The organism is Haloactinomyces albus, assembly GCF_031458135.1.
GTDB classification, from domain to species: Bacteria; Actinomycetota; Actinomycetes; order Mycobacteriales; family Pseudonocardiaceae; genus Haloactinomyces; species Haloactinomyces albus.
This window is the reverse complement of sequence record NZ_JAVDXW010000001.1, coordinates 2391693-2418055: the sequence shown is the minus strand read 5'-3', so window position 1 is coordinate 2418055 and position 26363 is coordinate 2391693. Positions and strand designations below refer to the sequence as shown.

At 65.5% G+C, this 26363-nt stretch carries 23 protein-coding genes and 1 tRNA gene; 8 read left to right on the top strand and 16 right to left on the bottom strand.

Annotated elements, in window-relative coordinates; translation table 11 throughout:
* Positions 1-138 precede the first annotated feature (138 nt).
* The gene (locus tag JOF55_RS11325; RefSeq protein ID WP_310273308.1) at positions 139-2454 is read left to right on the top strand and encodes a heterodisulfide reductase-related iron-sulfur binding cluster; all 2316 of its coding nucleotides are present in this window, start codon (positions 139-141) and stop codon (positions 2452-2454) included.
* A gap of 215 nt (positions 2455-2669) precedes the next feature.
* A complete protein-coding gene (locus tag JOF55_RS11320; protein ID WP_310273305.1) occupies positions 2670-3305 on the top strand; it encodes a Uma2 family endonuclease in 636 nt (211 codons plus the stop codon).
* A 267-nt stretch (positions 3306-3572) separates the two neighbouring features.
* Here JOF55_RS11320 and JOF55_RS11315 read toward each other — a convergent pair whose 3' ends face one another.
* From JOF55_RS11315 to dcd, 6 genes are all read right to left on the bottom strand, one after another.
* Complete coding sequence (locus JOF55_RS11315; RefSeq protein WP_310273302.1) at positions 3573-4160, bottom strand: DUF3800 domain-containing protein; 588 nt, start codon at positions 4158-4160, stop codon at positions 3573-3575.
* 51 nt (positions 4161-4211) lie between these two features.
* The gene (locus tag JOF55_RS11310; protein ID WP_310273299.1) at positions 4212-4406 is read right to left on the bottom strand and encodes a DUF397 domain-containing protein; all 195 of its coding nucleotides are present in this window, start codon (positions 4404-4406) and stop codon (positions 4212-4214) included.
* A gap of 9 nt (positions 4407-4415) precedes the next feature.
* On the bottom strand, positions 4416-4757 hold the full coding sequence (locus JOF55_RS11305) for a DUF5753 domain-containing protein (protein WP_310278336.1): 342 nt from the start codon (positions 4755-4757) through the stop codon (positions 4416-4418).
* Between the two features lie 28 nt (positions 4758-4785).
* Entirely contained in the window at positions 4786-5250 is a 465-nt protein-coding gene (locus JOF55_RS11300; protein WP_310273296.1) for a Scr1 family TA system antitoxin-like transcriptional regulator, read from the bottom strand.
* A gap of 450 nt (positions 5251-5700) precedes the next feature.
* The gene (locus JOF55_RS11295) at positions 5701-7104 is read right to left on the bottom strand and encodes a sugar porter family MFS transporter (protein ID WP_310273294.1); all 1404 of its coding nucleotides are present in this window, start codon (positions 7102-7104) and stop codon (positions 5701-5703) included.
* A 247-nt stretch (positions 7105-7351) separates the two neighbouring features.
* A complete protein-coding gene (dcd, locus tag JOF55_RS11290; RefSeq protein WP_310273293.1) occupies positions 7352-7933 on the bottom strand; it encodes a dCTP deaminase in 582 nt (193 codons plus the stop codon).
* A gap of 116 nt (positions 7934-8049) precedes the next feature.
* Between dcd and JOF55_RS11285 the strand changes: the two genes are divergently transcribed.
* Positions 8050-8123 (top strand) — tRNA-Gly (locus JOF55_RS11285).
* A 1210-nt stretch (positions 8124-9333) separates the two neighbouring features.
* On the opposite strand, the gene JOF55_RS11280 is transcribed toward JOF55_RS11285, so the two are convergent.
* Positions 9334-10026 (bottom strand): class I SAM-dependent methyltransferase, encoded by a 693-nt coding sequence (locus tag JOF55_RS11280; RefSeq protein WP_310273291.1) that lies wholly within the window; start codon positions 10024-10026, stop codon positions 9334-9336.
* A gap of 184 nt (positions 10027-10210) precedes the next feature.
* Here JOF55_RS11280 and JOF55_RS11275 point away from each other — a divergent pair, with 184 nt between their 5' ends.
* A complete protein-coding gene (locus JOF55_RS11275) occupies positions 10211-10381 on the top strand; it encodes a hypothetical protein (protein ID WP_310273289.1) in 171 nt (56 codons plus the stop codon).
* A gap of 20 nt (positions 10382-10401) precedes the next feature.
* Here JOF55_RS11275 and JOF55_RS11270 read toward each other — a convergent pair whose 3' ends face one another.
* Complete coding sequence (locus JOF55_RS11270; RefSeq protein ID WP_310273286.1) at positions 10402-12480, bottom strand: putative bifunctional diguanylate cyclase/phosphodiesterase; 2079 nt, start codon at positions 12478-12480, stop codon at positions 10402-10404.
* 195 nt (positions 12481-12675) lie between these two features.
* On the opposite strand from JOF55_RS11270, the gene JOF55_RS11265 reads away from it, so the two are divergent.
* A complete protein-coding gene (locus JOF55_RS11265) occupies positions 12676-13059 on the top strand; it encodes a LapA family protein (protein WP_310273282.1) in 384 nt (127 codons plus the stop codon).
* Positions 13060-13144: 85 nt separating this feature from the next.
* On the opposite strand, the gene JOF55_RS11260 is transcribed toward JOF55_RS11265, so the two are convergent.
* The 3 genes from JOF55_RS11260 to JOF55_RS11250 form a co-directional block, all read right to left on the bottom strand.
* The gene (locus JOF55_RS11260; RefSeq protein WP_310273280.1) at positions 13145-14125 is read right to left on the bottom strand and encodes a mechanosensitive ion channel family protein; all 981 of its coding nucleotides are present in this window, start codon (positions 14123-14125) and stop codon (positions 13145-13147) included.
* A 139-nt stretch (positions 14126-14264) separates the two neighbouring features.
* Positions 14265-14642, bottom strand: coding sequence for a fluoride efflux transporter CrcB (gene crcB, locus JOF55_RS11255; protein ID WP_310273277.1), 378 nt, complete (start codon positions 14640-14642; stop codon positions 14265-14267).
* Complete coding sequence (locus JOF55_RS11250) at positions 14639-15106, bottom strand: fluoride efflux transporter FluC (RefSeq protein WP_310273274.1); 468 nt, start codon at positions 15104-15106, stop codon at positions 14639-14641. The genes crcB and JOF55_RS11250 overlap by 4 nt, the downstream gene beginning before the upstream one ends.
* A 180-nt stretch (positions 15107-15286) precedes the next feature.
* On the opposite strand from JOF55_RS11250, the gene JOF55_RS11245 reads away from it, so the two are divergent.
* Complete coding sequence (locus JOF55_RS11245; RefSeq protein WP_310273271.1) at positions 15287-15619, top strand: YnfA family protein; 333 nt, start codon at positions 15287-15289, stop codon at positions 15617-15619.
* A gap of 214 nt (positions 15620-15833) precedes the next feature.
* Positions 15834-17675, top strand: coding sequence for an acyl-CoA dehydrogenase (locus JOF55_RS11240; RefSeq protein WP_310273268.1), 1842 nt, complete (start codon positions 15834-15836; stop codon positions 17673-17675).
* A 248-nt stretch (positions 17676-17923) separates the two neighbouring features.
* On the opposite strand, the gene JOF55_RS11235 is transcribed toward JOF55_RS11240, so the two are convergent.
* From JOF55_RS11235 to JOF55_RS11215, 5 genes are all read right to left on the bottom strand, one after another.
* Positions 17924-20095 (bottom strand): VanW family protein, encoded by a 2172-nt coding sequence (locus JOF55_RS11235; RefSeq protein ID WP_310273266.1) that lies wholly within the window; start codon positions 20093-20095, stop codon positions 17924-17926.
* Between the two features lie 266 nt (positions 20096-20361).
* Positions 20362-20682: a GroES family chaperonin gene (locus JOF55_RS11230; RefSeq protein ID WP_310273264.1), complete on the bottom strand. Its 321-nt coding sequence runs from the start codon at positions 20680-20682 to the stop codon at positions 20362-20364.
* A gap of 76 nt (positions 20683-20758) precedes the next feature.
* Positions 20759-22705, bottom strand: a complete 1947-nt coding sequence (locus tag JOF55_RS11225; RefSeq protein ID WP_374727456.1) for an NHL domain-containing thioredoxin family protein — start codon at positions 22703-22705, stop codon at positions 20759-20761.
* Between the two features lie 116 nt (positions 22706-22821).
* Positions 22822-23022, bottom strand: coding sequence for a hypothetical protein (locus JOF55_RS11220; protein ID WP_310273260.1), 201 nt, complete (start codon positions 23020-23022; stop codon positions 22822-22824).
* 451 nt (positions 23023-23473) lie between these two features.
* Positions 23474-24751 (bottom strand): acetyl-CoA C-acetyltransferase, encoded by a 1278-nt coding sequence (locus JOF55_RS11215; protein WP_310273258.1) that lies wholly within the window; start codon positions 24749-24751, stop codon positions 23474-23476.
* Positions 24752-25024: 273 nt separating this feature from the next.
* Between JOF55_RS11215 and JOF55_RS11210 the strand changes: the two genes are divergently transcribed.
* Positions 25025-26362, top strand: a complete 1338-nt coding sequence (locus tag JOF55_RS11210) for a 3-oxoacyl-ACP reductase (protein WP_310273256.1) — start codon at positions 25025-25027, stop codon at positions 26360-26362.
* Position 26363 lies beyond the last annotated feature (1 nt).

Here is a 26363-nt window from a genome sequence, read left to right as displayed (position 1 = left end):
CACCATGACCCAACTGGCTTTTCACCGCACTGTCTCGCAGAATCACCCTCTGTTCCCACCGCGAGTGCCGCCCTGGTGGTTACCGACGAGTAACAGGGCGTACGCTCCCACCAAACCTGCGAACAGGAGGCCGCGAGCATGGGTGCGCTACAGCTCGTCCTGGGCCTGATCTGTCTGGCCGTGACCGTTGTCGCGGTGGTGATGGTCGTCAGGGCCGTGCGGCGGATGGTCGCTTCCATCCGACTCGGACAACCGGATCCGGACCGGAAGGGACCGTTCGGTCCCCGGTTCGGCAATATGCTGAAAGAAGTTCTCGGGCACACCAAGATGCTCAAGCTGACCCACGTGGGCATCGCCCACTGGTTCGTCATGCTCGGTTTCGTTGGTTTGAGCCTGAGCGTGCTCGAAGCCTACGGTGAAGTGCTCTTCCCGTCCTTCGAGTTCCCCTTCCTCGGTGGGTTCGGCCCGTGGAACCTGCTCATCGAGATTCTCGGCATTACCACGATCCTCGGCGGCTTCTGGCTGATCGGGGTACGCCAACTCAACCACCCGCGCCGCGCGGGCCGGGTGTCGCGCTTTGCCGGCTCCAACTTCTGGCAGGCCTACTTCGTCGAGGCCGTGGTGATCCTCGAAGGTGTGGGCATCCTGGGGCTGCGCGCGTTCAAGGAGTCCTCGGGACTGTTCCACGCCCCGGTATGGTCCTCTCCGGTGACCTACGCGCTGGGCGGCGTCCTGCCCGCCAGTGCCGCGGCCGTGTCGGTCTTCGCCGCGTTCAAGATCCTCTCGGCGATGATCTGGTTGATCGTGATTTCGGCGAACCTCACGATGGGTGTGGCCTGGCACCGGTTCACCGCGTTCTTCAACATCTACTTCAAGCGGGATCCGGAGCGGACCGCACTCGGCCCGCTCAAGCCGATGATGAGCGGCGGCAAGGAACTCGACTTCGAGGAGGCCGATCCGGACGAGGACGTCTTCGGTGCGGGCAAGGTCGAGGACTTCTCCTGGAAGGGCTGGCTGGACTTCACCACCTGCACCGAGTGCGGCCGCTGCCAGGACCAGTGCCCGGCCTGGAACACGGCCAAGCCGCTGTCGCCGAAGATGCTGGTCACCAGCCTGCGCGACCACGCGCACGCCAAGGCCCCCTATCTGCTGGCCGGGGGCAGCAAGGACATGGCAGGCGACGAGGTCGGCATCACCGGTGAGGATGCCGAGCAACGCCTGGGCAAGATCGACGCGCTCGCGCTGGCCGAGGCCGAGCGGCCCCTGGTCGGCGGTCCGGAGGAAGCCGGGGTCATCGATCCCGAGGTGCTGTGGGCCTGCACCAGCTGCGGTGCCTGTGTGGAGCAGTGCCCGGTCGACATCGAGCACGTCGACCACATCGTCGACATGCGCCGCTACCAGGTGATGATCGAGTCGAACTTCCCGACCGAGCTCGGTGGGATGTTCAAAAACCTCGAGAACAAGGGCAACCCGTGGGGCCAGAACGCCAAGGACCGGCTGGCCTGGACCGAGGACCTCGACTTCGAGGTCCCGGTGGCCGACGGGGAGCTCGACGACGACGTCGAGTACCTGTTCTGGGTCGGCTGCGCAGGTGCGTTCGAGGACCGTGCGAAAAAGACCAGCCGTGCCGTGGCCGAGCTGCTGCACATCGCCGGGGTCAACTACCGGGTACTCGGCCCGGAGGAGACCTGCACCGGCGACCCGGCACGCCGTGCCGGCAACGAGTTCGTCTTCCAGATGCTGGCCCAGCAGAACGTCGAGACCCTCAACTCGGTGTTCGAGGGCCGCGAGCCGGGCAAGCGCAAGATCGTGGCCACCTGCGCGCACTGCTTCAACAGCCTCGCCAACGAGTACACCCAGCTCGGCGGCAACTACGAGGTGGTGCACCACACCCAGCTGCTGAACAAGCTGGTCCGCGAGAAGCGACTCACGCCGGTCGCCCCGATCGCCGAGGACGTCACCTACCACGACCCCTGCTACATCGGCCGCCACAACAAGGTCTACGAGCCGCCGCGCGAGCTGGTCAACGCCTCGGGCGCCTCCTTCCGCGAGATGCCCCGGCACGCCGACCGCGCGATGTGCTGCGGTGCCGGCGGCGCGCGCATGTGGATGGAGGAAAAGACCGGTAAGCGCATCAACAACGAGCGCGTGGACGAGGCCCTCGGGACCGCGCCGTCGAAGGTCGCCACCGGCTGCCCGTTCTGCAAGGTGATGCTCACCGACGGCCTCACCACCCGACAGAACGAACAGGCCGCCTCGGACAACGTCGAGGTCGTCGACGTCGCCCAGCTGCTGCTGTCCAGCGTCAAACGCGGCACCGACGGTGCTTCGGCCGAGCAGCCCGGTGGTACCGAGATCGGCGGGGAGGCCGAGGCCGACGGCAAGGCCGATGTCCCCACCGACGTCGAACCCACCGGCACCACACTTCCGCAGGAGGACAAGACAAACGGCTGATCCTCGTGTGATCTTTTTGCAGTTTCGCGCGAAACTGCAAAAAGATCACACAATCGGGTGAAAAACTCGGGCCGAGACACACAGCGATACACATGAACGAGGGGCGGATCCACCCGGGTCCGCCCCTCTTCGTGTAAGCGGCGATATTTTCACACGTTCGGGTGAAGATCACCGGATTTCGGCGGTGATGTCACCGATGCCGGGATCATGGACCCATGAGTACTGTGGTGACGGGAGGGGTGATGACCGTGGCCGCACCGGCGTACGACCCGGACGAGTTCGACCCGCTGGTCGAGCTGCACGGACTGTGGACCCCTGAGCTCGCCGACCGGTACCTACCGATTCCCGGGATGCCCCCGGCGAAGTACGAGTGCCTGGACGGAAAGCTGATCTTGAGCCCCTACGAAGGTTCCGCGAACATCCATGCCGCCGACGAGATCTTCGTGCGGCTCCGTAAACCGGCGCATAGCGCGGGAGGGGGCGCCTACACCACGCTGAATATCCAGCTCGGGCCGAAGCGCTGGATTCAGCCTGACTTCGCGGTGCTGAAACAACCCGCCCGGGGGCAGGTCTGGATCCCGCCGGAGCAGGTTCTGCTGGTCGGCGAGTGTGTCTCCCCGTCGAGCCGCAAGGCCGACCGCATCGACAAGCCCGCCCTGTGCGCCGCAGCCGGGATCGAGTACTTCATGCAGGTGGAGGTCTCCTACGCGCACCGGCACGCGGAGATCGTGCTAATGCGTCTCGACAAGGGCGACTACCGCGTACACGCCAAGGCGCTGGCGGGCAGCACGTTCACCACCGAGGTGCCGTTCCCGCTGTCCTTCGACCCCGCCGAACTGCTGGAGGACTGAGTTCGCCGGAGAACCGGGTCGGCTCAGCGCAGGCTCGCCAGGAACGCCGACCACGCCTGTGGCGTGGAGGCCAGCGTCGCATGCCCGGACTTCACTGACCTACCGCGCCATGATCCCGGGCAACAGTGGTGCTGTGTGGCATCGCAGTTGTGCGAACGCATGAGCTATGATGATGAGGAGCCTGACATCGTGGGTGCCGGGCGAGACGCAAGGCCAGGTGCACCTGGGGCAGACCGGGACCCTGGCCTTACGCATGCACAAGACCGATCAGCAATCGGTCATGACCTCTACCTCGTAGAGGCACTCGTCGAGCAGCCGACGGTAGTCTTCAATACCTTCACGGTGAGCGCGCACCGCACCGGCCACGATATCGGCGGCCCAAAACAGTGCGTCTTGCTTGCCGGGTATGTGGTCGATGTGAAAAAGCGTGCCTTTGGGAAGGGCGTAACGGGCACCGCGCACCGTGTCGATATCGCGCTTGTTCAACGACTGAGTACGACTCTCCATGAACAACTGGGTCACCTCATAGCCGTGCAGCTCGGCGACCAAGCGGTTCAAGCAGGCTGAGCGGGCGCGCTCCTGGCGTCTCCCCGGCACGGGAGCACCGATGGTGACAATGTGGAATCCCTCAAGATCAGCCACGGTCTTGGTAGCAGCGTGCCGCTGCTGGGTGTCCATCTCGTTCCAGTGCAGCTTGCCGGTGCCACGCTTGCCCCGCAGCTCGTGCATAGCGGTACGTACGGCCTCATGGGTGGCTGCCTCGAAGACCACTGCCGCCAGTACGTAGAACCCGTCGATGGCCGCTTCGTGGAACGACTCGTCGACAAAAGCCTGCCGAACAGCGGGATCGATCACCCAATGATCTTAATATGTTCGGCTCCTTCGAATTCATGTGCGCGGTATCGTTCAGCGCAGGCTCGCCAGGAACGCCGACCACGCCTGTGGCGTGAAGGCCAGTGCCCCGCGCTCGGGCTCCTTCGAGTCCCGCACCGCCACCGCAGGCCCGGTGAACGCGACCTCGACGCAGTTACCACCGCTCCCGTGATTACCGCTACGTGCGCTCTTCCGCCACGTCACAGCAGACATGTCCACAGTCGGCATGGCTTCTCCTTAGAGCTTCTCCGAGAGATTCCTGATCAGCGACTTCGACTCGATCACGTCAAGAGCCTCGGAATGTAGAGCATCGAAGGCAAGCCTACCTGCTGCTACTTCCGTGTCCTTTTCCACGTGTAGCGAGCCAGTCGGATACTCGACGTAGAGCACTCCCGGGTCGCTGGGATCGGGAAACTCGAGCAAAGTGAAGGCACCGTTCATCCCGCTGTGTGCACCCGAGTCGAGCGGAAGGACTTGAAGGGTGACATTCGCAAGCTCAGCCTGCTCCAGTAGATAACACAGCTGCTCGCGCGCAACCACTTGTCCACCGACCCGCCGCCATAGCGCAGCCTCGTCAATGATGGCACTGAGCTGAACCGGAATGTCTTCAGCCAGTCGTTGGCGACGGATCTATTCTCACTGCTACATCGTTCTCGATCTGCCGATTCGAACCGGCAAGACGACCCGACTTGAGCAGTGCCCGCGCGTAACTCTCCGTCTGCAGCAGACCCGGAATGTTCGTGACCTGGAAGTCTCGCACGGTGCAGGCTTCGGTTTCCAGGTCGACGTAGCCGCGGTCTTCGATACCGTAGGCACGCCACCACCCTTTCCGGCTGGCCGTGCGGGCAAGGTCGAGCAGGCCGGGGTCGTGGACGTCGTAGAGATCCATCATGGATCGTGCCTCGTGCACCGAGGTCGTTGCTTCGCCGGTTTCCTTGCGGCTGAGTGCGCTGGTGGACATGTCCAGCTCGGCGGCGGCTCGTTCCTGCGTCAGCCCGGCCTGTTCGCGCAGGCAGCGCACCCTGCGCGCGAGCTGCCTACGACGGAACGTGGGGCTTGTCCGTGCTGCCATTGAGCGATCTCCCGAGTAGCGGTGATCACTCCATGATCGCAGCGGGAACCCGAAACCGGGATTCCCGCTTTCGGCGATCCCATCAGCACGGCTCCCGATCTCGAATTCCCGCTCGGAAACTCGATGCCACGGAGGAACCGACAACGGAAGGCATCCCATGAAGCCACGAGTGTTCGGACTCGTCGAGATCGACGAGGAAACCGGAGAGGGTGATCCGCAACGCGTCCGGATCTGGGGCATGGAATCCGAGAACGGAGCATCATGCACTGGCGGGAGGGTCCCGATCGCTGTTCCCAGTTCGGCCTGTTCGACTCGGCAGACGGTGCCGCAGCCCTGTACGGCCCGATTTTCGGCCTCGCCCTGGTGTGGGTCTGAGCCGACCGGTGCGAGCCCGACCGAAAGGGGTGGCGGCCGCCGGGACCACTACGGCCGCCACCCGTGCACGGCACCTCAGGTACCCATCTCCTCCAGGGAGCGGCCCTTGGTCTCCTTCAGGTAGCGCATGACGAGCACCAGCGACAGGAAGGCGAAGCCCGCGTAGATGTAATAGGTCGCGGGCAGGTTCCAGTCCCGCATGACCGGGAAGCTGACGGTGACCAGCCAGTTCGCGATCCAGTTGGTCGCCGTGCCGAGTGCGAGCGCGGCAGCACGGATGCGCGGCGGGAACATCTCGCCGAGCAGCACCCACATCACGACACCCCAGGAGCCTGCGAAGAACAGCACGAAGGCGCTCGCCGACAGCAGTGCGGCCACACCCCACTGGAACGGCAGCTGCGCGTTCTCGCCCACGACATTGGCGTGGCTGAACGACCAACCGGTGATCGCGAGGGCGATCGTCATTCCGGTCGAGCCGACGATCAGCAGTGGCTTGCGGCCGACCTTGTCGACCAGCGCGATCGCGATGAACGTACCGATGATGTTCACGATCGAGGTGAACAGGCTCAGCAGCAGCGAGTTGCTCGCATTGACGCCGACGGACTGCCACAGCGAGGCCGAGTAGTAGAAGATGACGTTGATCCCGACGAACTGCTGCAGGGCGGCGATCGCCATGCCGACCCACACCACCGGCAGCAGGCCGAGCCGTCCACGCAGGTCGCTGAGCCTCGGCTTCCGCTCGCCGCCGAGAGCATCGCGAATCTCGGTGATCTTGTCGTCGGGATCGCCGGTTTCGATCTTGGCGATGACGCTGCGGGCACGATCGATCTTTCCGGTGGCCACGAGGTAGCGCGGCGACTCCGGAATCACCGAGGAGACCACGAGGTAGATCAGGGCGGGGACGGCTTCGACGGCCAGCATCCACTGCCAGGTGTCCAACGGCCCGAGCTGGGCGGAGGCGCTACCGCCCGCCGAGGCGGCCAGGGCGTAGTTGACGAGTTGGGATATGGCGATGCCCAGCACGATCGCCAGCTGCTGCAGGGAACCGAGGCGACCACGATAGGCAGCGGGAGCGACCTCGGCGATGTAGGCCGGGCCGATCATCGAGGCGATACCCACAGCTATACCGCCCACGACACGCCAGATGGCGAGATCCCAGATGGTGAAGGGCATGGCCGAACCGATGGCACTGGCGATGAACAGCAGGGCAGCGGTCTGCATCACCCGAATCCGGCCGATCCGGTTGGCCAGGCCGCCCGCGATCCCTGCTCCCACGGCCGAGCCCAGCAGAGCCGCCGCCACGGTCACACCGGTAATGGCCGCGCCCACCTGGAATTCGGCTTGGATCGACTGCACGGCACCGTTGATCACCGAAGTGTCGTAGCCGAACAGGAACCCACCGAGCGCTGCGGCGCCTGCAATCATCACCACGTGCCCGAGGTGGTCGGTGGAACCACCTCGTGGCTGCGTTAACGACATCGAATACTCCTGCACCCGATCGCCGGTCGCCTCTTTGCATGACCGTTTGTGGAGCGCCGGGTTTCGGATAAGTTAAATCACGTTGACCCGTGTTGACTTCCTCGATTCAGCGTGATGCTGCTCACTGTGACGGGTACAGAAACAGTCGGTGACTGAATCGATACTCGAGGGTTTCTGAACAGCATGAATCCTGTTCAACAGGAGAGTCCCGTAGTGGGCGGAGAAAACCGAAGAAGTCCGGGGAGAATCAGCGCCGGGTGTCGATTCGGGCGAAGTTCAGGTACGCGCGCGAAGGTGTGGGACCGCGCTGGCCCTGATAGCGCGAGCCGGCCTGTTTCGACCCGTAGGGATACTCGGCGGGGCTCGACAGGCGGAACAGGCAGAGCTGCCCGATCTTCATACCCGGCCACAGGGTGATCGGCAGGTTCGCCACGTTGGACAGCTCGAGCGTGATGTGGCCGCTGAAGCCGGGATCGATGAATCCCGCGGTGGAGTGCGTCAGCAAGCCGAGGCGGCCCAGTGAGGACTTGCCCTCCAGGCGGCCCGCGAGATCATCGGGCAGGCGCACGACCTCGAAGGTGGAGCCGAGCACGAACTCACCGGGATGCAGCACGAACGGGTCGTCGTCGGTGTTCTCGACCAGCGAGGTCAACTCGTCCTGCTGCCGGGAGGGGTCGATGTGGGTGTACTTGCTGTTGTCGAACACCCGGAAGAACCGGTCGAGCCGCACGTCGATGCTCGACGGCTGGATCAGCGAGACGTCGAACGGATCCAGTTCGAGCCGACCCTCGTCGAGCTCTTTGCGCAGGTCGCGGTCACTCAGCAGCACGGGACCAGCGTATCCGCGCAGTGCAGGACCCGACGTATCCGCCCCCGGAGCCACCCCGGGGCCTGCCGATCTTCGGTAGTGTCCGTGCTAGGCTGTTCAGTGCCGCAGAAGGCAGTGCGGGTGTAGTTCAATGGCAGAACATCAGCTTCCCAAGCTGAGAACGCGGGTTCGATCCCCGTCACCCGCTCCAACAGAGTTTTAGCAGCGCATGAGGGGTGCTCCCGGATCATCGGGAACGCCCCTTCTGCGTATCACAGGACCGCTCGGGCCGATATGGGCCATTACGAGCTCTCGTCGGCTCCAGCCGACCCGTCACCGTCCTCGTCTTCCCCCGTCGCCCTCGTCCACCGAACGGCCCTCGCGGTGCTCGGTGACCATGCCGACACTGCCACCGAGACCGCAGCCCATTGACTACTCGCCGTCAGCGAGTGTCTTCATCGCCGCTTCGGCGTATCGGCGTGCCGTGTCGCAGGTCGGCGGATCCCCTTCACGAAGGACTCGTCGACCTCGACTCGCAGCGACTGACCGCCGACCACATCAACGTAGACCCTGCACCTGTGGTTCGGGTCCGGACGGTCGGTTTCGTACCACACCTTGATCGCGCGAAACCCCTGAATGCGCGGAATCTCTTGGAATCTCGCACGTTCGAAGAACTGTTTATCCACCGGTCGATTCCGTGATTGGTTATTGTGCTGACATACACGCTGTTCCCGGTGCTCACGCGACAAAAACAGGTATTACCTTCCACATCAACACCTGGAACGGAATTAAGTTTCTGCGATTCTGTACTTACCTGTAACCGCTGCCGGGAGGACTGGGAGATCAGATCGCACGGTTTCACGTCGTTCATCGACAGCTCGCGGGGCCCGTCCGAGGAACCACGTGCCGTCACCAGCCCGAGGCCCACCATCAACAAAGCAGCGATCCGTAACGCGCGCCCGATCATCCGTAGTACCGTGCCTTCAACTCGTCCATCTTTACCTGGTGGTCCTCGATCAGGAAGGTCGCGGCCTCGGTGGCCCGTGCGGCGAATTCACTTTCACGCAACTCTTGCCGATTGCCTTGTCGTAAACCATGGATACCGTCGGTAGATGATTCTTGGCGGCCTTCTCCAAGCGATACAGGTCGACGCCGAACCCCGCGCCGCTGTCTGTCATGGTCACTCCCCCGAGTCGGTTACGATCGCGCACATTATCAGAACTCAGCGTAGCTGGATCCCCGCAATACCTATTCGATGTGTTGGATCTCAGAGCGAGGTGACATCCGACTGCGGCGGTGCGCCGACTCGAGAGCGACCGAGCATCGGCGCCGGTTCCCACGATCCCCGTCACCCGCTCCAACAGCGAAGGACCAGGGCAGCGAGCTTGATTCGCTCCGCATGGGCCTTTTTCGCGCCGAGGTCACGCAGGCAGGCGGGCCTCGAGACTCATCGTTTCGAAGCGAGTCATTTCCGCATTGCCGTCGGCGACGCCGTGGTCTTCCAGGCCCACCAGGGCCGGGTTGGCACTGTCCCGGAAGGAACACCGCTGAACGTCGGTGAATCCGACCGCCTCCAGCGTCGCCCGCAGGGTCGCCTCGTCGTAGACGAACCGGTGACCCCATCCCCGCATGACCTGGTTGACGGCGAACGTCGCGGCGGAACCGGGTGCGTCCGGGAAGTACGAGTCCGCGAGCCAGGCGGCGTAACGCTCGCCGAGCTGCCCACCGCTTCCGTCGAGGACGGACACGATCGCGCCCAGGTCCGGGGTTGCCATCCGGATCCAGCCGCCGGGGGCGAGCACGCGTCGACATTCCCGCAGCATCGCCACGCCGGTCGCGTACGGGAGGTGTTCGATGAGATGTTCGGAGAACACGCAGTGGAACGCTCCGCTCGGAAGCGGGAAGGACTGTGCGACGTCGAGCATCACCGTGCCGGAGTCGACATCGCGGTCGGTGTTCAGCCAGCCGTCGAGGTGGTTGTGTCCCGCACCGAGGTGCAGCTTCGGCATGCTCGTCGACGCGAGGTAGCGGCGAAGCTGTGCGCGCTGAAGACACCTGGCCAGGCCGCGACGCGATGACCTGACGAGCGTCCGGGGCTGCGGATGCACGCTCATGACCTCCCTCCCGCGGCAACGTGCCGCCCGGCGGATCTCCACTCGAGAAGCCACCGGCCGGGTCTTGCCGCTGCTCCCACGATGACGCGCCTCGCCCCACTCGGCCACCTGCACCGCCGCCCGGCGAGGATGGCCGACTCATGCACGAAGAGGGGCGGCCGGCCCTGTGCGGCGGAATCCGCTCATGCCCACACACATCGCCCTGCTGCACGTCATGGGGCGGACGCTGCTTCTGCACACTCCCGACGGGCTTGCGGGCAGCGAGCTGGCTCCCAAGCTGGCGCGGCCGGATGCCAGGACAACCGCACGCAACTGGGCAACGGTGACGAGGTTGATGACTCTGCTCGATGCGTGACCCGGCCGATGACCGCCACCTCAATCCGGTTCGACCGGCTGCAGCGGACCGCTTTCCAGAAGCGCACGGAAATCCGGGGCCGGGACAGCGCGGGAGAACAACCAGCCCTGGTAGCGCTCCACACCGACTTCGCGGAGCAAATCGAGCTGGGTGACCGTCTCCACGCCTTCTGCTATGCAGCCATAACCCATGGCGTGCGCCATGTCGTTGATGGCCCTGACCATCGCGAGACTCGAGGGAGTGGACTCGATGCCGGAGACGAACCGGCGGTCGATCTTGATGACCCGGATCGGGAGTTCCTTGAGCCGGACCAGCGACGAGTACCCGACCCCGAAATCGTCCACGGCGAATCGCAGACCGCGGTCGACCAGATCGCTCATCGCGATCCTGCACAGCGGCGGCAAGTCGATCAGCGAGGTCTCGACCAGCTCCAGTACCACGCGATGCCAGCCAATACCGCTGTCGGCGACAAGTGAGGTCACCGACTCGGCGAAATTCGGGTAGCCGGGTACCAGCCCCGCCAGATTCACCCCGATATTCAACGGCTGCCCGGAAGGAGTGGGCCAGCACGCTGCCTCGCTCAGCGCCGTGTGCAGTACCCAGCAGTCCAGGTCACGGAGCAGATCGCCTCGTTCGGCTATCGGGAGGAACACGTCCGGGGTGAGCAGACCGTGCTGCGGATGCGGCCACCGCACCAGCGCCTCTGCCCCGACGATGGCCCCGTCCGAAATCACGACCGGTTGATAGTGCAACGCCAGCTCGTCGGACTCGATCGCCGTGCGCAACTGCTCTTCCATCTGCAGCTGCCGATCCACCGAGGTGATCAGGCCGGGCCCTGCCAGCGAAATACGTTCGGGACCTCGCTTCGCCTCGAGCACGGCCGCGCCGGCGAACCGCACGAGGTCCTCATGCCCACCATCGGACGTACCGGCGACCGCGACCCCGATCGACGCCGATACCCGGATGAGTTGTCCCCGTAGGGACACCGTCGTGTACAGCAGGTCCGATACCGTGCTGACCACCGCGTCGATGCCACCCGCAGCGGAGACGTCCGGGCAGATGATCAAGTACTCGTCGCCGGGAGGGCGGGCGATCGACCACCAGTCCGGCAGTCCCGCTTTCAGACGCCTGGCCAGGTTGACGATCAACTCGTCGCCTGCCTCGTGGCCGAGCGAATCGTTGATCCGCTGGAAGTTGTCGATATCGCAATACAGCACTGCCGCCCGCTCGAGATCGATCCCGTTGAACAGCTCGTCGACCGCCGTACGGTTCAGCAGTCCGGTCAGTTCATCGTGGGTGGCCCGGTAGCGCAGTGCTTCGGCCTGCCGGTACCGCTCGGTGACGTCCTGGAACACCACCAACCAGAAGTCGCTGCCGGTTTCTCGCACCGATCGTGTGATATGCGGTTCGCAGTGCACCGCTCTCCCATCGGAACGGGAAAGCATCCGCTGCGAGACGTCCCTGCCCGCGCCGGAGGTACCGGATTCCGATGTTCGGGGAATCAGCAGCCCGTCCTGGTCGTCCGGATGAATCAACTCCGTGTCGATCTTTCCGCACATCTCGTGCTGGGAGTAACCGAGCAGTTCGCACAGTGCGGGATTGGCTTCGACCACCCGCCCGGAAGGATCGAACAGGGCGATCCCCACCGGGGCGAGCTCGAACAGGTCGGTGAATCGCCTGCTCAACCGCTCCAGCCGCGCACGGTACTCGGTGTCGTCGCGGGTGAACTTGGCGAATCCGCGCAATGTGCCGCTGCTTGTCCACAGAGCGGTGACCACCACATGGGCCCAGAACCTGGTGCCGTCCTTGCGGACACGCCAGTCCTCGTCCACGTGGCTTCCGACCTCGGCGGCCTTGGCCAGTGTCCGGGCCGGCCTACCTGCAGCGATCTGCTCCGGAGTGCAGAACACCGAGAAGTGCCGCCCGATGATCTCTTCCGCACGATAGCCCTTGATTCGCTCGGCACCGGGGTTCCAGCTGGTCACCGTGCCTTCCGGATCGAGCGTGAACACCGCGTACTCGCGCAGCGCAGCGGCCAGTGGAACGAGCGGGTCTTCGGGTCCGGCTCGCTCGCCGCCTGCGGCACCCTCGCCAGTCATGGCTGCAACACGACCTCTCCGACTTCAGCAACACATCCCGGCCGGGTCGGGGTGGGCCCGTCCGATATATCCAGTGTCGCCGCATATCGCCATCGGCACACGTTCCCGAAGCAGACCATCGCGAATTCGCGCTCCCCGGGCAGGTGGGAAACTCGCAGCGAGCGCATCGCGGCACCGTGCTCGGAGAATGGAGACATGTCGAACAGTGACAACCGGCAGGCGAATTCCGGGGAATCCGGCCGCGACGACGAACGCCCCATGACGCCCGAGAGCACTTCGGCGGGGAAACCCGAGCCGATCAAGTCGCAGACGCAGCGATCCGGCACTTCCGGACACACCCGAACGGCGGGAACCTGGGCAGCGGTCGTCATCGCCACCGTGGCCCTGATCGTGCTCCTGGTATTCATTCTGCAGAACCTGCAGCAGGCCGCCATCACGTTCTTCGGCATCCGCACCAACCTGCCGATCGGTGTCGCTCTGCTGCTTGCCGCAGCGATCGGCGGCCTGCTCGTTGCCCTCGTCGGCGCCGCCCGCATCCTGCAACTCCGCCGCTCCCAACACCGCAGGCGCAGGCAGTAGCGTGCCTGCGGCGATTCCGGGACGGAAAAGGACAAGGGGGCGCTTCCCGCGAGTGCGAAAGCGCCCCCTTGTCCGTGTCGTGCCTTCAGCCCTGCTTGACGGCCCCGCTCCCACCGAGGGGAAGCAGCGGGTAGGCGACCGCGACACCGTGGACGTCGAAGCTGTTCTTCAGGTGGGCACGCAGAGCATTGCCCAGCGCCCACTGCTCACCCGGCTTGGTTTTGACGATGATCCGCACGGTCACCGAACCGTTGCCGATCCCGACCACACCGTTGAGGTCCGGGCTTTCCAGGATCTTCGACTTGTACTGTGGGTCGGCGGCGAAGTCGTTGATGCTCGCCTCGATGACGCGCTCGGCATGTGCCACATCCACGCTGTAGTCCAGCGGGAGCTCGACGACCGCGTTGGCCCAGTCCTGATTGAAGTTGCACACGCGCATGATCTCGCCATTGCGGACATACCACAGGCCGCCGTTGAGGTCGCGAATCTTCGTGATGCGCAGGCTCACATCCTCCACGGTGCCGACGGCATCGCCCGCATCGATGACGTCACCGACGCCGTACTGGTCCTCGATCATCATGAACATTCCTGCCAGGAAGTCCTTCACGAGGCTTTGCGCGCCGAAACCGATCGCCAGGCCGAGCACGCCCGCGCTGGCGATGATCGGTGCGAGGTTGATCCCGAATTCGCCGAGGATCATCACGAACGCGACGCCGAAGATGACGGCCGTGGCAACGCTACGCAGCACGGATCCGATCGTGTCCGCTCGCTGGGCTTGCCGCTCGTCGGCGTGGTCCGAGGCCTCCTCCCGTCCGCCGATCTTGGACGTGGCCCGATTCAAGCGCTGATGAGAGCCGACCATGCGCTTGACCGCATGTGTGATCAAGCGCCCGGCAACCGCCCGCAGAACCAACGCGAGCACCAGGATGATCAGGATATTCAGCAGGCCCGACACGAGCGCGCTACTGTTCTCGGTGAACCAGGCGACCACAGGTCCGGCCTGCGCCAGCACTTCGGAATCACCGGCCGCGGTGAAGTTCGATGAAGAATGCACGGGAGGGGACACAGAGAAACCTCTCATGATGGACAAGTCCGACTTGCGGCAAAGCCGTTTTGGGCTGATTTCCGCTACGCCGATCGGGTAGCATACCGGCCGCAGGCGCGATCACGAAATCACAACACTTCCGCCTCGTGCCCGGCGGTACTCAGCTTCCCCAGAGCGCGGTGGCACCGAGCACACCGAGCGCCCCGCAGGTGAGACCTGCACAGATCGTGGCGGCGACATTGGCGGCAGCCCGCAGGCGTGCCCCGTCGAGAAACAGCCGGACGGTGTCGTAGCCGAACGTACTGTAGGTGGTCAGCGCCCCGCAGAGGCCGACGCCGAACAGCGAGTGCAAAACCGGTATCGACGGCCCCGAGAGTGCCATTCCGGCGAAGACTCCCAGAATCAGCGAGCCGACGGCGTTGACCAGCAACGTGCCCCACGGGAAAGACGATCCGTGCCTGCCCTGCACGTGACGATCAACCAGGTACCGCAGGCAGGCCCCCACGGCGCCGCCGACCGCGACGAGCAGCGCGGTCACCGTGCGTCTCCTTTCCGGCGAAGCAGCAGGCGTGTTCCCCGCACTCCCGCCAGCACCGCGAGCAAGGCACCGAACACCGTCACCAGCACGTAAACCACGGCAGTTCCGGGATGCCCCGCCGCCACCAGGTTCATCGTCCCCAGCACGTGGGTCGACAGGGTGGTGAACCCGCCGAGCATCCCCACCCCGAGGAACGGGCGCACCAGCCGGTGCGTGGTGACAGTCTCGGTGATCAGGCACATCAGTGCGCCCATGAGCAGGCAGCCCACCACGTTGATCGACAAAACCGCCCAGGGAAACGTCCCGGGCTGATGCGGCCACAGCAGCGAAAACCCGTAGCGGAGCACGGCCCCCAGGGCACCGCCCACGGCCACCGCCGAGAGCACGTCCCAGGGTGGGCCACGGTGGCGCGGCGCCACGGGCGCCTCCGGAACGGCCTCGGTCGAGGCGGCATCGGAACTCATGTGCGGTCCTCCTACCGGCGCGCTGCAACACCAGGTAGGGACCGTTGGCGAGCATTCTCGCGGTTGAGTCCGGCGAGCCCCACCGCCGCGAGCTCCGGGAAGCCGGAGCTCGCTCCAGGTTACGGCACGAGCTCCGCGGTGGTCACCCGCTGCCACCTGCGCGGCCAATACCCTGGCCCGATGACCGTGCTGCGCTCGATCGTGCTGTTCCTGCTGGCCGCACTCGCCGAGATCGGTGGGGCCTGGCTGGTGTGGCAGGGGGTGCGTGAACACAAGGGGTTGCTGTGGATGGGTGCAGGGGTGGTCGCGCTGGGCCTCTACGGTTTCGTGGCCACGCTGCAGCCCGACCCGCACTTCGGACGCATCCTCGCCGCCTATGGTGGGGTGTTCGTCGCCGGATCGCTGCTGTGGGGCGTCGTCGTCGACGGGTACCGGCCGGATCGGTGGGACATCACCGGAGCGGTGATCAGCCTGGTCGGCGTCGCGATCATCATGTATGCGCCCAGAGGTTGAGAGCGCTTCCGATCCTCGTCCGTGTGGGACCTCACCCGGCGACGCGGTGCGACCGGGCACCGGTGTTCATCACGCGGTCCTGTGTGACCGCAATTCACCCCACCCCGGCCTTGGCAGAAGTTACTGCTAGGTAATACCCTCTTGTTACCGACGAGTAAGGGCGTGGTGTCCGATGAGCTGGGCCCGCCCGGAACATCAGCAGAGAGAGCCCGCCATGAGTCACTACAAGAGCAATGTCCGCGACCTCGAGTTCAACCTGTTCGAGGTATTCCAGGTGCAAAAGCGGCTCGGCTCCGGAATCTTCGAGCAATCCGATGAGGACACCGCCCGCGGCGTACTCACCGAGCTCAACACGCTGGCCACGGGACCTCTGGCCGAGTCGTTCGAGGAGGGCGACCGCGTTCCGGCCGCGTTCGACCCCCAGACGCACTCGGTGACCCTGCCCGAGTCGTTCAAGAAGTCCTACCAGCAGGTGATCGACGGTGAGTGGTGGCGCCTCGGACTGCCCGACGAACTCGGCGGCTACGGCATCCCGCCGACCGTGCAGTGGGCCGCCGCGGAGCTCATGCTCGGCGCCAACCCGGCCGTCTTCATGTACATGGCGGGACCGAACTTCGCCACCATCCTCTGGAACAACGGCACCGCGGAGCAGCGCCGCTGGGCCGAGCTGATCATCGACCGCGGTTGGGGTGCCACGATGGTGCTCACCGAGCCCGACGCGGGCTCCGACGTCGGCGCCGGGCGCACCAAGGCGATCCAGCAGGAAGACGGCAGCTGGCATCTGGACGGAGTGAAGCGGTTCATCACCTCCGCCGACCAGGACATGACCGAGAACATCATGCATCTGGTGCTGGCTCGCCCCGAGGGGCACGGCGTGGAGAGCAAGCCCGGCACGAAGGGGCTGAGTCTGTTCCTGGTGCCGAAGTTCCACTTCGACTCGCAGACCGGAGAGCCCGGCGAGCGCAACGGTGCCTTCGTCACCAACGTCGAGCACAAGATGGGACTGAACGCCTCGGCGACCTGCGAGCTGACCTTCGGCCAGCACGGCACCCCGGCCAAGGGGTGGCTGCTCGGTGACGTCCACGACGGAATCGCGCAGATGTTCCAGGTCATCGAGTACGCACGGATGATGGTCGGAACGAAGGCCATCGGAACTCTGTCCACCGGTTACCTCAATGCTCTGGACTACGCCAAGGAGCGCGTGCAGAGCGCCGACCTGACCCGGACAACCGACAAGACCGCGCCGCGGGTGACGATCACCAACCACCCCGACGTGCGGCGCATCCTGATGCTGCAGAAGGCCTACTCCGAGGGCCTGCGCGCGGTGTACACCTACACCGCGACGTTCCAGGACGAGATCGCACAGGGCAAGGCCGACGGCACCGATGTGTCGCTGTCCGAGAAAGTCAACGATCTGCTGCTGCCGATCGTCAAGGGAGTGGGTTCCGAGCGCGCCTACGAGATGCTGACCCTGTCACTGCAGACCCTCGGAGGATCCGGCTACCTGCAGGACTACCCGATCGAGCAGTACATTCGCGACGCGAAGATCGACAGTCTGTACGAAGGCACCACGGCGATCCAGGCGCAGGACTTCTTCTTCCGCAAGATCGTCAAGGACAACGGTCAGGCGCTCGGCCACATCGCCGGACAGGTGCAGGAGTCGCTGGTCTCGGAGAGTTCCGATGACCCGCTCGCGGAAACCCGCAAGTTGCTCGGGCAGGCTCTGGACGACGCCCAGGGGATGCTCGGCACCATGATCGGCTACGTGAGCTCGGCCCAGGAGGAGGTCGACAACGTCTACAAGGTCGGCCAGCACGCCGTCACGCTGCTGATGAGCATGGGCGACCTGCTGATCGGCTGGCTGCTGCTGCGCCAGGCCGAAGTCGCGCTGCAGGCGCTGGACACCGGCTCCACCAAGGACGAGTCCTTCTACCAGGGCAAGGTGGCCGTGGCCCGGTTCTTCGCCAAGAACGTGCTGCCCGAGCTCGGCTCGCGCCGCACGATCGTCGAGTCGGCCGACAACTCCCTGATGGAGATCGACGAGGCCGCATTCTGATCTCCTGAACGAGGCACAGCGGCGCCCCTTTCGGCCACGAAAGGGGCGCCTTCGTTCGTTCCAGGCTTGTGCACGGACCCTTGCGGCTTCGGTGATCCTGGGGACAACTGCATGACCTTGTGGATACAGCGCTGCTCTGTGCTGTCAGTTTCGCGCGAAAGCACATTTCGTTGATTTCGCGCGAAACTGTTCAACGCGTCATAGCACCGCCCGGATCGAACCGGCTCGATCCGTGCCCACTGCGGCGCCTACTGCGCCGAATCCGGTGGCTTTCCGCAGTGCACGATCGGCTGTGGCTCGTAAACGGTCCGCTCGCGCTGCTTGGTCACCTCACCTGTCTCGAGGTTTTTGACCGTGCGGGTGTTGTAGACGGTGAAGCCCTTCTGACCGCCGGTCGGGCTGCACGGTTCCCCCTCGGGGATCGTGATCTCCTTCGGCGGGACGAAGTTGCTCTTCGGGCTCGTGCTCGAGCTCACCTCGAACTGCTTGGTCCCCCACAGGGTCACGGTGACCGAACTCGGTGTCCAAGCCGTCTCGATCAGGATGCCGCTGTCCGAGACGTTCTTGAACTTGACGTCGATGAGGCTGGTGCCGTCCGGCTGTTGGAACACGGTCGCCTCCCGCCCCATCGGGTAGCGACTGATGTAGTAGCTGTGCTCGCGGTGCTCGATGTCCTTCATGCCCGCGAAGTAGGCGGCGTTGAACAGTGTCGTGGCGAACTGGGAGATGCCACCGCCGACGGCCTCGGCCGGGCGGCCATTCTTGATGATGCCCGAGGCGATATAGCCCTGCGGCTTCTGCCGGACACCGGTGTAACCGTTCAGGCTGAATGTCTCACCCGGCTTGACGATCGCACCGTCGACCTCCTCGGCGACCCGCCGGATGTTCACCCCGGAGTCATGGCTGAAACCCTTGGTCGTGAAGGTGCTGACCTGCTCCTTGATGCCGAGCTGCTTGGCCTCCTCGGTGGTGAACTCGGCGGGCTGGTCCTCGTAGACAGCCCGTACCTGGCGCCCGCCCGGCTGCCGAAGCACCTTGTTCAGCGGAGCGAAGCTCTTCTCCCAGTTGATGACGCGGCCGTGTACCGACGGCTGCACGACCGGCTTGCCACCTTCGATGACGACGCTCGCATCCTCGCCCTGCTTGATGGTGTCCGCCAGCTGCGGCTTCACCACCTCGGTTGCCGTCGGGACGTCGATGTGCGACTTCAGACCGCCCTTACCGTTGGGTTCGAAGCGCAGCGAGTTCGCGATGTCCTCGGGGCCGAGTGTGGCTTTCTTGCCATCACCGAGCACCGTCACAGGCGCCGCCACCGCAGGCTTCGCGATCCGATTCAGCGCCTTGTGCACACCTTCGGTGGTCGTGCTCACCGGCTGTTTGGTGAACGGCAGCCGCACCGGATCGGTCCCGATCCACTCGGCCACGACCACATCGAGCGATCGTTGCACATCGACCGAGCGACCGGTCACCGGCTCCACCGCAACCGGTTCGGTGCCCTCGAACCGAATGGTGCCTTCCTTCGGTTTCCGGTGCAGTTCCGGCTTGACCTTCTGCAGCGCCGCCGTGAGCTTCTCCCGATCGACGTTGCTGACCGGAGCGATTTCCCTGGTGGTGAAGAACGAGGACACTCGGGTGATCGGGTTCAACGGCTGAGAGCCCGCCTTGTCCAGAGTCGCATCCCAGTCCATTTTCAGACCGACTGCGGCCGGGTCGATCGAGGCCGTCGCGTCACCGACTCGAAGCTGCACCGGCTCGTCGAGGTGCGGCCCGATCTCCGCCCGCAGTTCGCGCTCTGCCGCTGCCTTGTCCAGTCCCCCCACCGCAACATCGGCCACGACGGTGCCGCGCGGCATCAGGCCACTACTGAAGGCCAGGTCTCCGATGTAGAGCAGGCCGAGCAAACCCGCGACGATGCCCGCAACCACGCCCGCGTGCAGCAGCCTCTTACGGTTTTTACCCCCCTCCTCGGCAGTGTCGTGCCGCTCGGTGGGCTGCTGTTCATCGGGGTATGCGGCCGGAGAGTCCGGATGCCCGTCGGAGGGATTCGACCGGTTTTCAGCGGCAACCACCGCTGTCGGGACCTCCGTGCTCGTGATTTCCGCTGCCGGTTCCGCCACTGCCGGGTTCCAGGAGTGTTCGGCAACCGGTTCGATGGCCCGTGTCCGCTCGGTGTCGGACTCGGAGAACCCACCGCCCGGCTCCGGCTCGGCCGGAACCGCCGGGATCCGCTGTGTCCGCTCGGTTGCGGAGGGATCCTGCGGAGACAACTCCCGCTCGGTCGGTTCCTCCGGGGCCAACCCACCCGAGATCCGCACGGTCCGCTCACTGCCTGCCGAGTCGCCGGTGGATTCCCGGCTGATACCCGACGAGGTCGCTGGTTCCACATCGGAAGCGGAGTCACTGCCCTCGGTGTCCGCCATGCCGAGGTCCTCCCCCGGAGGGCCTATCCGTTCGGTGGAAGTCCACACCTGGTCATCCGACCCCGTGCCCACTCTGTCGGGGTGTTCGTCGTCTTCCGGCACCGCGTCCCCTTCTCGTCGGTCGTGCGGTGGGGCCAACAGCGAACAGCATCAGGCGAGAGCCCGTGGCAAGGAAGAATGTTCGCTGTGCCAAACGTACTCGACGCACGGCCGGGTCCGATGCCGTGCGCTGTTGTTCGTTGTTCTCGGACGGCCGTCCGGGGAGGTCACAGGTACAGGCCGGTGCCCTGTTCGGTGCGTTCCGAGGCCACGGCGTGCAAGTCCCGTTCCCGCAGCACCAGATACATCCGGCCCTGCACCTCGACCTCGAACTGCTCCTCGGGGTTGAACAGCACCCGATCTCCGACCTGGACCGACCGGGCGTGGCTGCCGACTCCGAAAACCTCTCCCCAGACCAGTCGCTTGGCCACCTGGGCAGTGGCAGGGATCACAATGCCGCCGCTGCTGCGGCGCTCCCCGGAATCTTCGGAGACCTGCACCATGACCCGGTCGTGCAGCATCTGGATCTCAAGCTTGGCATCGGTCACCCGAAAAGTTTACGCGCTTGTCCTACAGGTACCTTCGTGCAGGGTTGTCGCCTTCAACACAATGGTTTATACCCATTCACGACTCCTGATCATCCAGTCCGCCCATCACCAGCGGCAGGCGGTCCGGCCCTCCTGAGACGATCCGAATCGGCACTCCCCAGTCCTGACGGGTCAGCCGGCAGGCGGGATGCTCGGTCGCCCCGTCGTCATCGCAGCTCGCAGCCTGGGCGACGACATGCAACACGCCATCCGCCGCCGATCCGGACTCCCGCCCCTCGGCCAGCACCAGGCGACGGTTCAGCGCGGTGCCCGTGCCCTCGCCTTCCACCAGTAATTCCGACGGCGACGCACTGATCTCCAGGCTGGTGGAGGGGCCGTACCGCTCGTCGAGTTTCTGCCCCGGTGGTGGCGTGAACACCACCACCAGTCCCACCTCGCCCGGAGCGACCTCGGTCGCGGGGCGCGTGACCTGCTGTGCTGCGCCCCGGACGAGCTGTGCGGCCACTCCGGGTGGCACGGGGCGCTCCAGGCGATGTGCCGTCGAGGCGACCACCACCAGTTCACCATCGATCAGGGTCGCCCCGGATGGTTCGGCAACATCGGTGGCCAGTGTGGACACCTCTCCGGTCTCGGGGTCGTAGCGGCGGATCGCGCCGTTGTAGGTGTCACAGACCGCAACCGTGGCATCCGGTAGTACCGCGACACCAAGCGGATGCTGCAGCAGCGCCTGCTCGGCGGGCCCGTCGGCGTGCCCGAAGTCGAACAGTCCCGTCCCGACAGCGGTATGCACCTCGAATCCGTTTTCGAGCCCTTCCGGGGAGACCTCGATCCAGCGCAGCGCCGAGGTCTCCGAGTCCACCAGCCACAACCGCCGCCCACCGTCGGCCAGGCCCGAGGGCTGGGCGAAGAAGGCCTCGGTGACATCGCCGTCGCGCAAGCCCTCCACCGTGGTGCCCGCGAACCGCCGAATTTCACCCGCGATCGGATCGAACAGTCCGAGCGTGTGGTTGCCCGCCATGGCGACCACGATCCCCCCAACGGGGTCCCACCAGCACACGTCCCAGGGGCTGGTGAGCGGAGCCTCCAGGGCGGGCAGGGTCTCCGCACCAGGTTGGGCGGGACCGGATCGCCACTGCTCACCGGTCCCGGCGACAGTGGTTACCCGACCGTCCGCCAGGGAGACTCCCCGCAGCAGGTGGTTGACGGTGTCGGCGACCACGACGTCGTAGCCGACCTCGGCTGCGACGGGCTCGGGCAGCAGTGCCAGTCCGGCGGGTTCACGGAAGCTCGCGGCACGAACCCGCCCATCGGTGACCGGCCCATCGGTGACCGGACCGCCGGCGGGCAGGTCACCGACGGGCAACTCGTCGGTGGGCGGACCGTCGGTGCTGCCCCGCTCACCACTGCCGATGCGGCGCACCACGGTCTCGCCATCGGCGGCGAACTCGACGAGCGAATGCTGCGCCGAATCGGACACCAGCATGGTCCCGCCCTCGAGCCTGATCACCTTGCCGGGGAAACGCAGCGTGGTACCGGGGTTCTCCGGCGGCACGTACGGACCGTCACCACGGTGCAATGTGCCTTTCGCGTCGTGCTCGACGACCACTTCACCGATGACCTTCCCGAGTGCCTCGACGTGTCCCTCACCGGCCGCGACGTGGACGACGTAGCCCTCGGGATCCACCACGACCAGCGTCGGCCATGCCTTGACGGCATAGTCCTGCCAGGTGGAAAGCTCCGGGTCATCGAGGACGGGATGGTGCACGGCATAGCGTTCAACCGCCGCCGCGAGAGCCTCGGGATCGGCCTCGTGTTCGAACTTCGGCGAGTGCACACCGAGCGTGACGAGTTCGTCGGCGAACTCCTCCTCCAGCGGGCGCAACTCGTCGAGCACGTGCAGGCAGTTGATACAGCAGAAAGACCAGAAGTCCAGGAGCACCACCTTGCCCCGCAGATCCGAGAGTCGAACCCGTTCTCCGCCGGTGTTCAACCACCGGCGTCCGGTCGGTTCAGGCGCGCGCACGCGCGCGCGGCGGGTCTGCTGTGCGGAAGTGGCCACACCCCTATCGAACCACTGCACCTCCGCCGCTGTTCCCGGCGTTGCGGAGTCGCCGTCCGTGTCACACGTGCAGCGGCCGGTCAGCCGTGGTCGGTCTCCGAAGGCAGGATCGACCGATCCTGTTCGGCGCGGTCCTGACCCGATGAGTGCAGTCCTGGCTGGTCCTGCTCGGACCGGCCTGCGACCGGTTGGGCAAGCTGCCCCCGGCGGTCGCTGACGTAGAACAGGCTTGCCGCCATGATCGGCACCAACGCGCCGATGAGCATGATCGTGGTTTGCATGGTGTCTCACCCTTCGTGCACCGAAGAGCCAGGTGATCAAATAATCACCGTGGGTAACCGATATGAGGTATGCGGAGGCACCCCTGCTTACACAGGGCCGCCTTGATCGGATTCGTCACCGAATGGCGACGAGGAGACACCTCGGCCGGCGGCGTGGAGACCACTCCGGAGGCGAGGACATTTCAACGCTGGCACCCGAGCTCGAGGCATCGACCCCGGGTGAACATCGGATGGTGGAAAGCTCCGCGATGCTGTCAGGTCGGGGGTCCGACAGCATCGCGGAGTCACCCCGTACATCGTGGATTGACATCCGAGCGTTACAACTATGCTTCACTGTAACTTAGATCACATTCAGATGTACTCACAGCCGAGGTCATTCGCCACCACGCAAGCGCCTCACCAGTAACAACGACCGAGTATCGGCAACAGCGGCAAGGACGCTTCGGGGACCTCAACGTTCGAGGATGGCTGTGACGCCCTGCCCGCCTGCCGCACAGATCGAGATCAGTCCCCGCCCCGACCGGCGTTCGGCGAGCAGCTTCGCCAACGTCGCCACGATGCGGCCACCGGTCGCCGCGAACGGATGCCCCGCGGCCAGCGAGGAACCGTTGACATTGAGACGGTCCGTGTCAATGTCACCCAGCGGCCCGTCCAGGCCGAGCCGGTGCTCGCAGAACTCGGGGTCCTGCCAAGCCCTCAGCGTGGTCAGCACCTGCGAGGCGAAGGCCTCGTGCACCTCGTAGAGGTCGAAGTCGCCGAGCCCGATCCCGGCACGGTCGAGCAACTTCGGCACCGCGTAGGTCGGCGCCATGAGCAGCCCCTCGTCGCCGCTGACGTAGTCGACTGCCTCCGAGACGAAGTCGGCGATGTAGGCCAGCACGGGCAGCCGCCGCTGCTTGGCCCACTCCTCGTCGGCCAGCAACACGGTGGAAGCGCCGTCGGACAGGGGAGTGGAGTTCCCTGCGGTCATCGTCGCGTTCTCGTCACGCCCGAAAACCGGCTTGAGTTTGGCGAGTTTGTCCGCCGAGCTCTCCGGTCGCAGGTTCTGATCGCGCGACAATCCCTGGAACGGAGTCACCAGATCCTCGAAGAAACCCCGGTCATAGGCAGCGGCGAGGCGCTGATGGCTGCGCGCGGCGAGTTCGTCCTGATCGACGCGGTCGATCTGCCAGGCGGCGGCGGTGGAGGCCGCATGCTCACCCATGGACAACCCCGTGCGCGGCTCGGCATTCCGCGGGATCTCGGGCACGATGTGCTGCGGCCGTAATCCGGTCAGCGCCTGCAGACGCCCTCCGAAGCTCTTGGCGTGATTGGCCTGCAGCAGCACGCGGCGCAGGTCGTCGTTGAGCGCGATGGGCGCATCACTGGCCGAGTCGACACCCCCGGCGATGCCGGAGTCGATCTGCCCGAGTGCGATCTTGTTGGCCACCGAGATGACCGATTCGAGCCCCGTCCCACAGGCCATCTGCACGTCGTGGGCGACGGTGCGAGGGTCGAGACGGGAACCGAGGACGGTCTCACGGGCAAGGTTGAAGTCCCGGCTGTGCTTGAGTACCGCACCCGCAACGAATTCCCCGATCCGCTCGTCCTGCAGGCCGAAACGTGCGATGAGCCCGTCCAGCGCGGCCGTGAGCATGTCCTGATTGGACGCCCGGGTGTAGGGTCCACCGGAACGTGCGAACGGAATCCGGTTGCCTCCGATGACGGCAACCCGGCGAGTGGTTGGCATGCCCGACTCCCTCGGCTGATCTGTGTACAGGTGTGGCCGGTGTGGCTTGATCCGTTCCGGGCCCGTTCTCGCACGAGCGCCCGTTCTCGCACGAGCCCTGCCCGTTGTCCGAGTGTGGCCGTTCGAGTCGAGCGTGGCCGTGCAGGCCGGGCCGGTGGCTACGTCCCCCGACGAGGAACCCCACCCGGATAGTGTGGTCCATCTCGCCTCCTTAACCTACCGGCGGGTAGCTTATGCGTCGAGTGCCGTGCTACGAGCCCCTCAGGAGAGACCATGGACGATCTGTACCAGCAGCTCACCTCCTCCGGAATCGGACGTCAGCTCGCCCGGTGGCTCGGGCTGCCGACTCCCACCCCGCTGCGTCGTCATCGCACGGGCGACCCCGTCGTGTCGGGACCGGTGCTGTCGTCGGCTGCCGAGAACTCACGACTGGGCAAGGCCGTGGCGGGCACACTCGAGGAACTCCCCGCGCAGGTCACGGATTCCCGCGCCGAGGACACCAGCTACGCGGCGCTCATCTTCGATGCCACCGGCATCACCGCCAGTGACCAGCTGCGGCAGTTGCACGCGTTCTTCAGCCCCTCGATCCGCCAGGTGGACACCGGCGGCCGGGTGATCGTGCTGGGCACACCGCCCGAGGAAATCACCGACCCCGCCGAGCGGACCGCGCAGCGCGCACTGGAGGGCTTCGTCCGCACCACGGGCAAGGAGCTCAAGCGGGCCGCGACCGCCCAGCTCGTCTACGTCTCCCAGGGCGCCGAGGACGCGATCGACTCGACACTGCGGTTCCTGCTCGCACCGAAGTCGGCCTTCGTGTCCGGGCAGGTCGTCCGTGTCGGAGCAGCCGACGTGCCGCACACCGACCGCGCCCATCCGCTGCGCGGCAAGGTCGCTCTGGTCACCGGCGCCTCCCGTGGCATCGGCGAGTCGATCGCCGAAACACTCGCCCGCGACGGCGCCCACGTGGTGTGCCTGGATGTTCCCGCGCAGGGCGAGGACCTGGCGCGCGTGGCCAACCGCATCGGTGGCTCGGCCCTGCAACTCGACATCACCGCCGAGGACGCGTCACAGCACATCATCGAGCACTTCACCGAGCGCCATGACGGTCTCGACGTGGTCGTGCACAACGCCGGGATCACCCGCGACAAGACACTGGCCCGGATGACCGAGCAGCAGTGGGACTCGACGATCGCGGTGAATCTGCGAGCCCAGGAGCGCATCAACGAAGCACTGCTCACCGACTCGTCACCGCTGCGCGAAAACGGACGACTGATCGGTGTCTCCTCGATCGCCGGTATCGCGGGCAACGTGGGCCAGGCCAACTACGCCACGTCCAAGGCCGGGGTGATCGGCCACGTACAGGGACTCGCGTCCCGTGCGGCCGAACGCGGCGTGACGATCAACGCCGTGGCGCCCGGCTTCATCGAAACCGCGATGACCGCGTCGATTCCGATGGTGGTGCGTGAGGCGGGCAGACGCATGAACAGCCTGTCCCAGGGCGGCCTGCCGATCGACGTGGCCGAAACCATCGCCTGGTACGCCAACCCCGCGTCCGGCGGCGTGAACGGCAATGTCGTCCGGGTCTGCGGGCAGAGCCTGCTGGGAGCGTGAG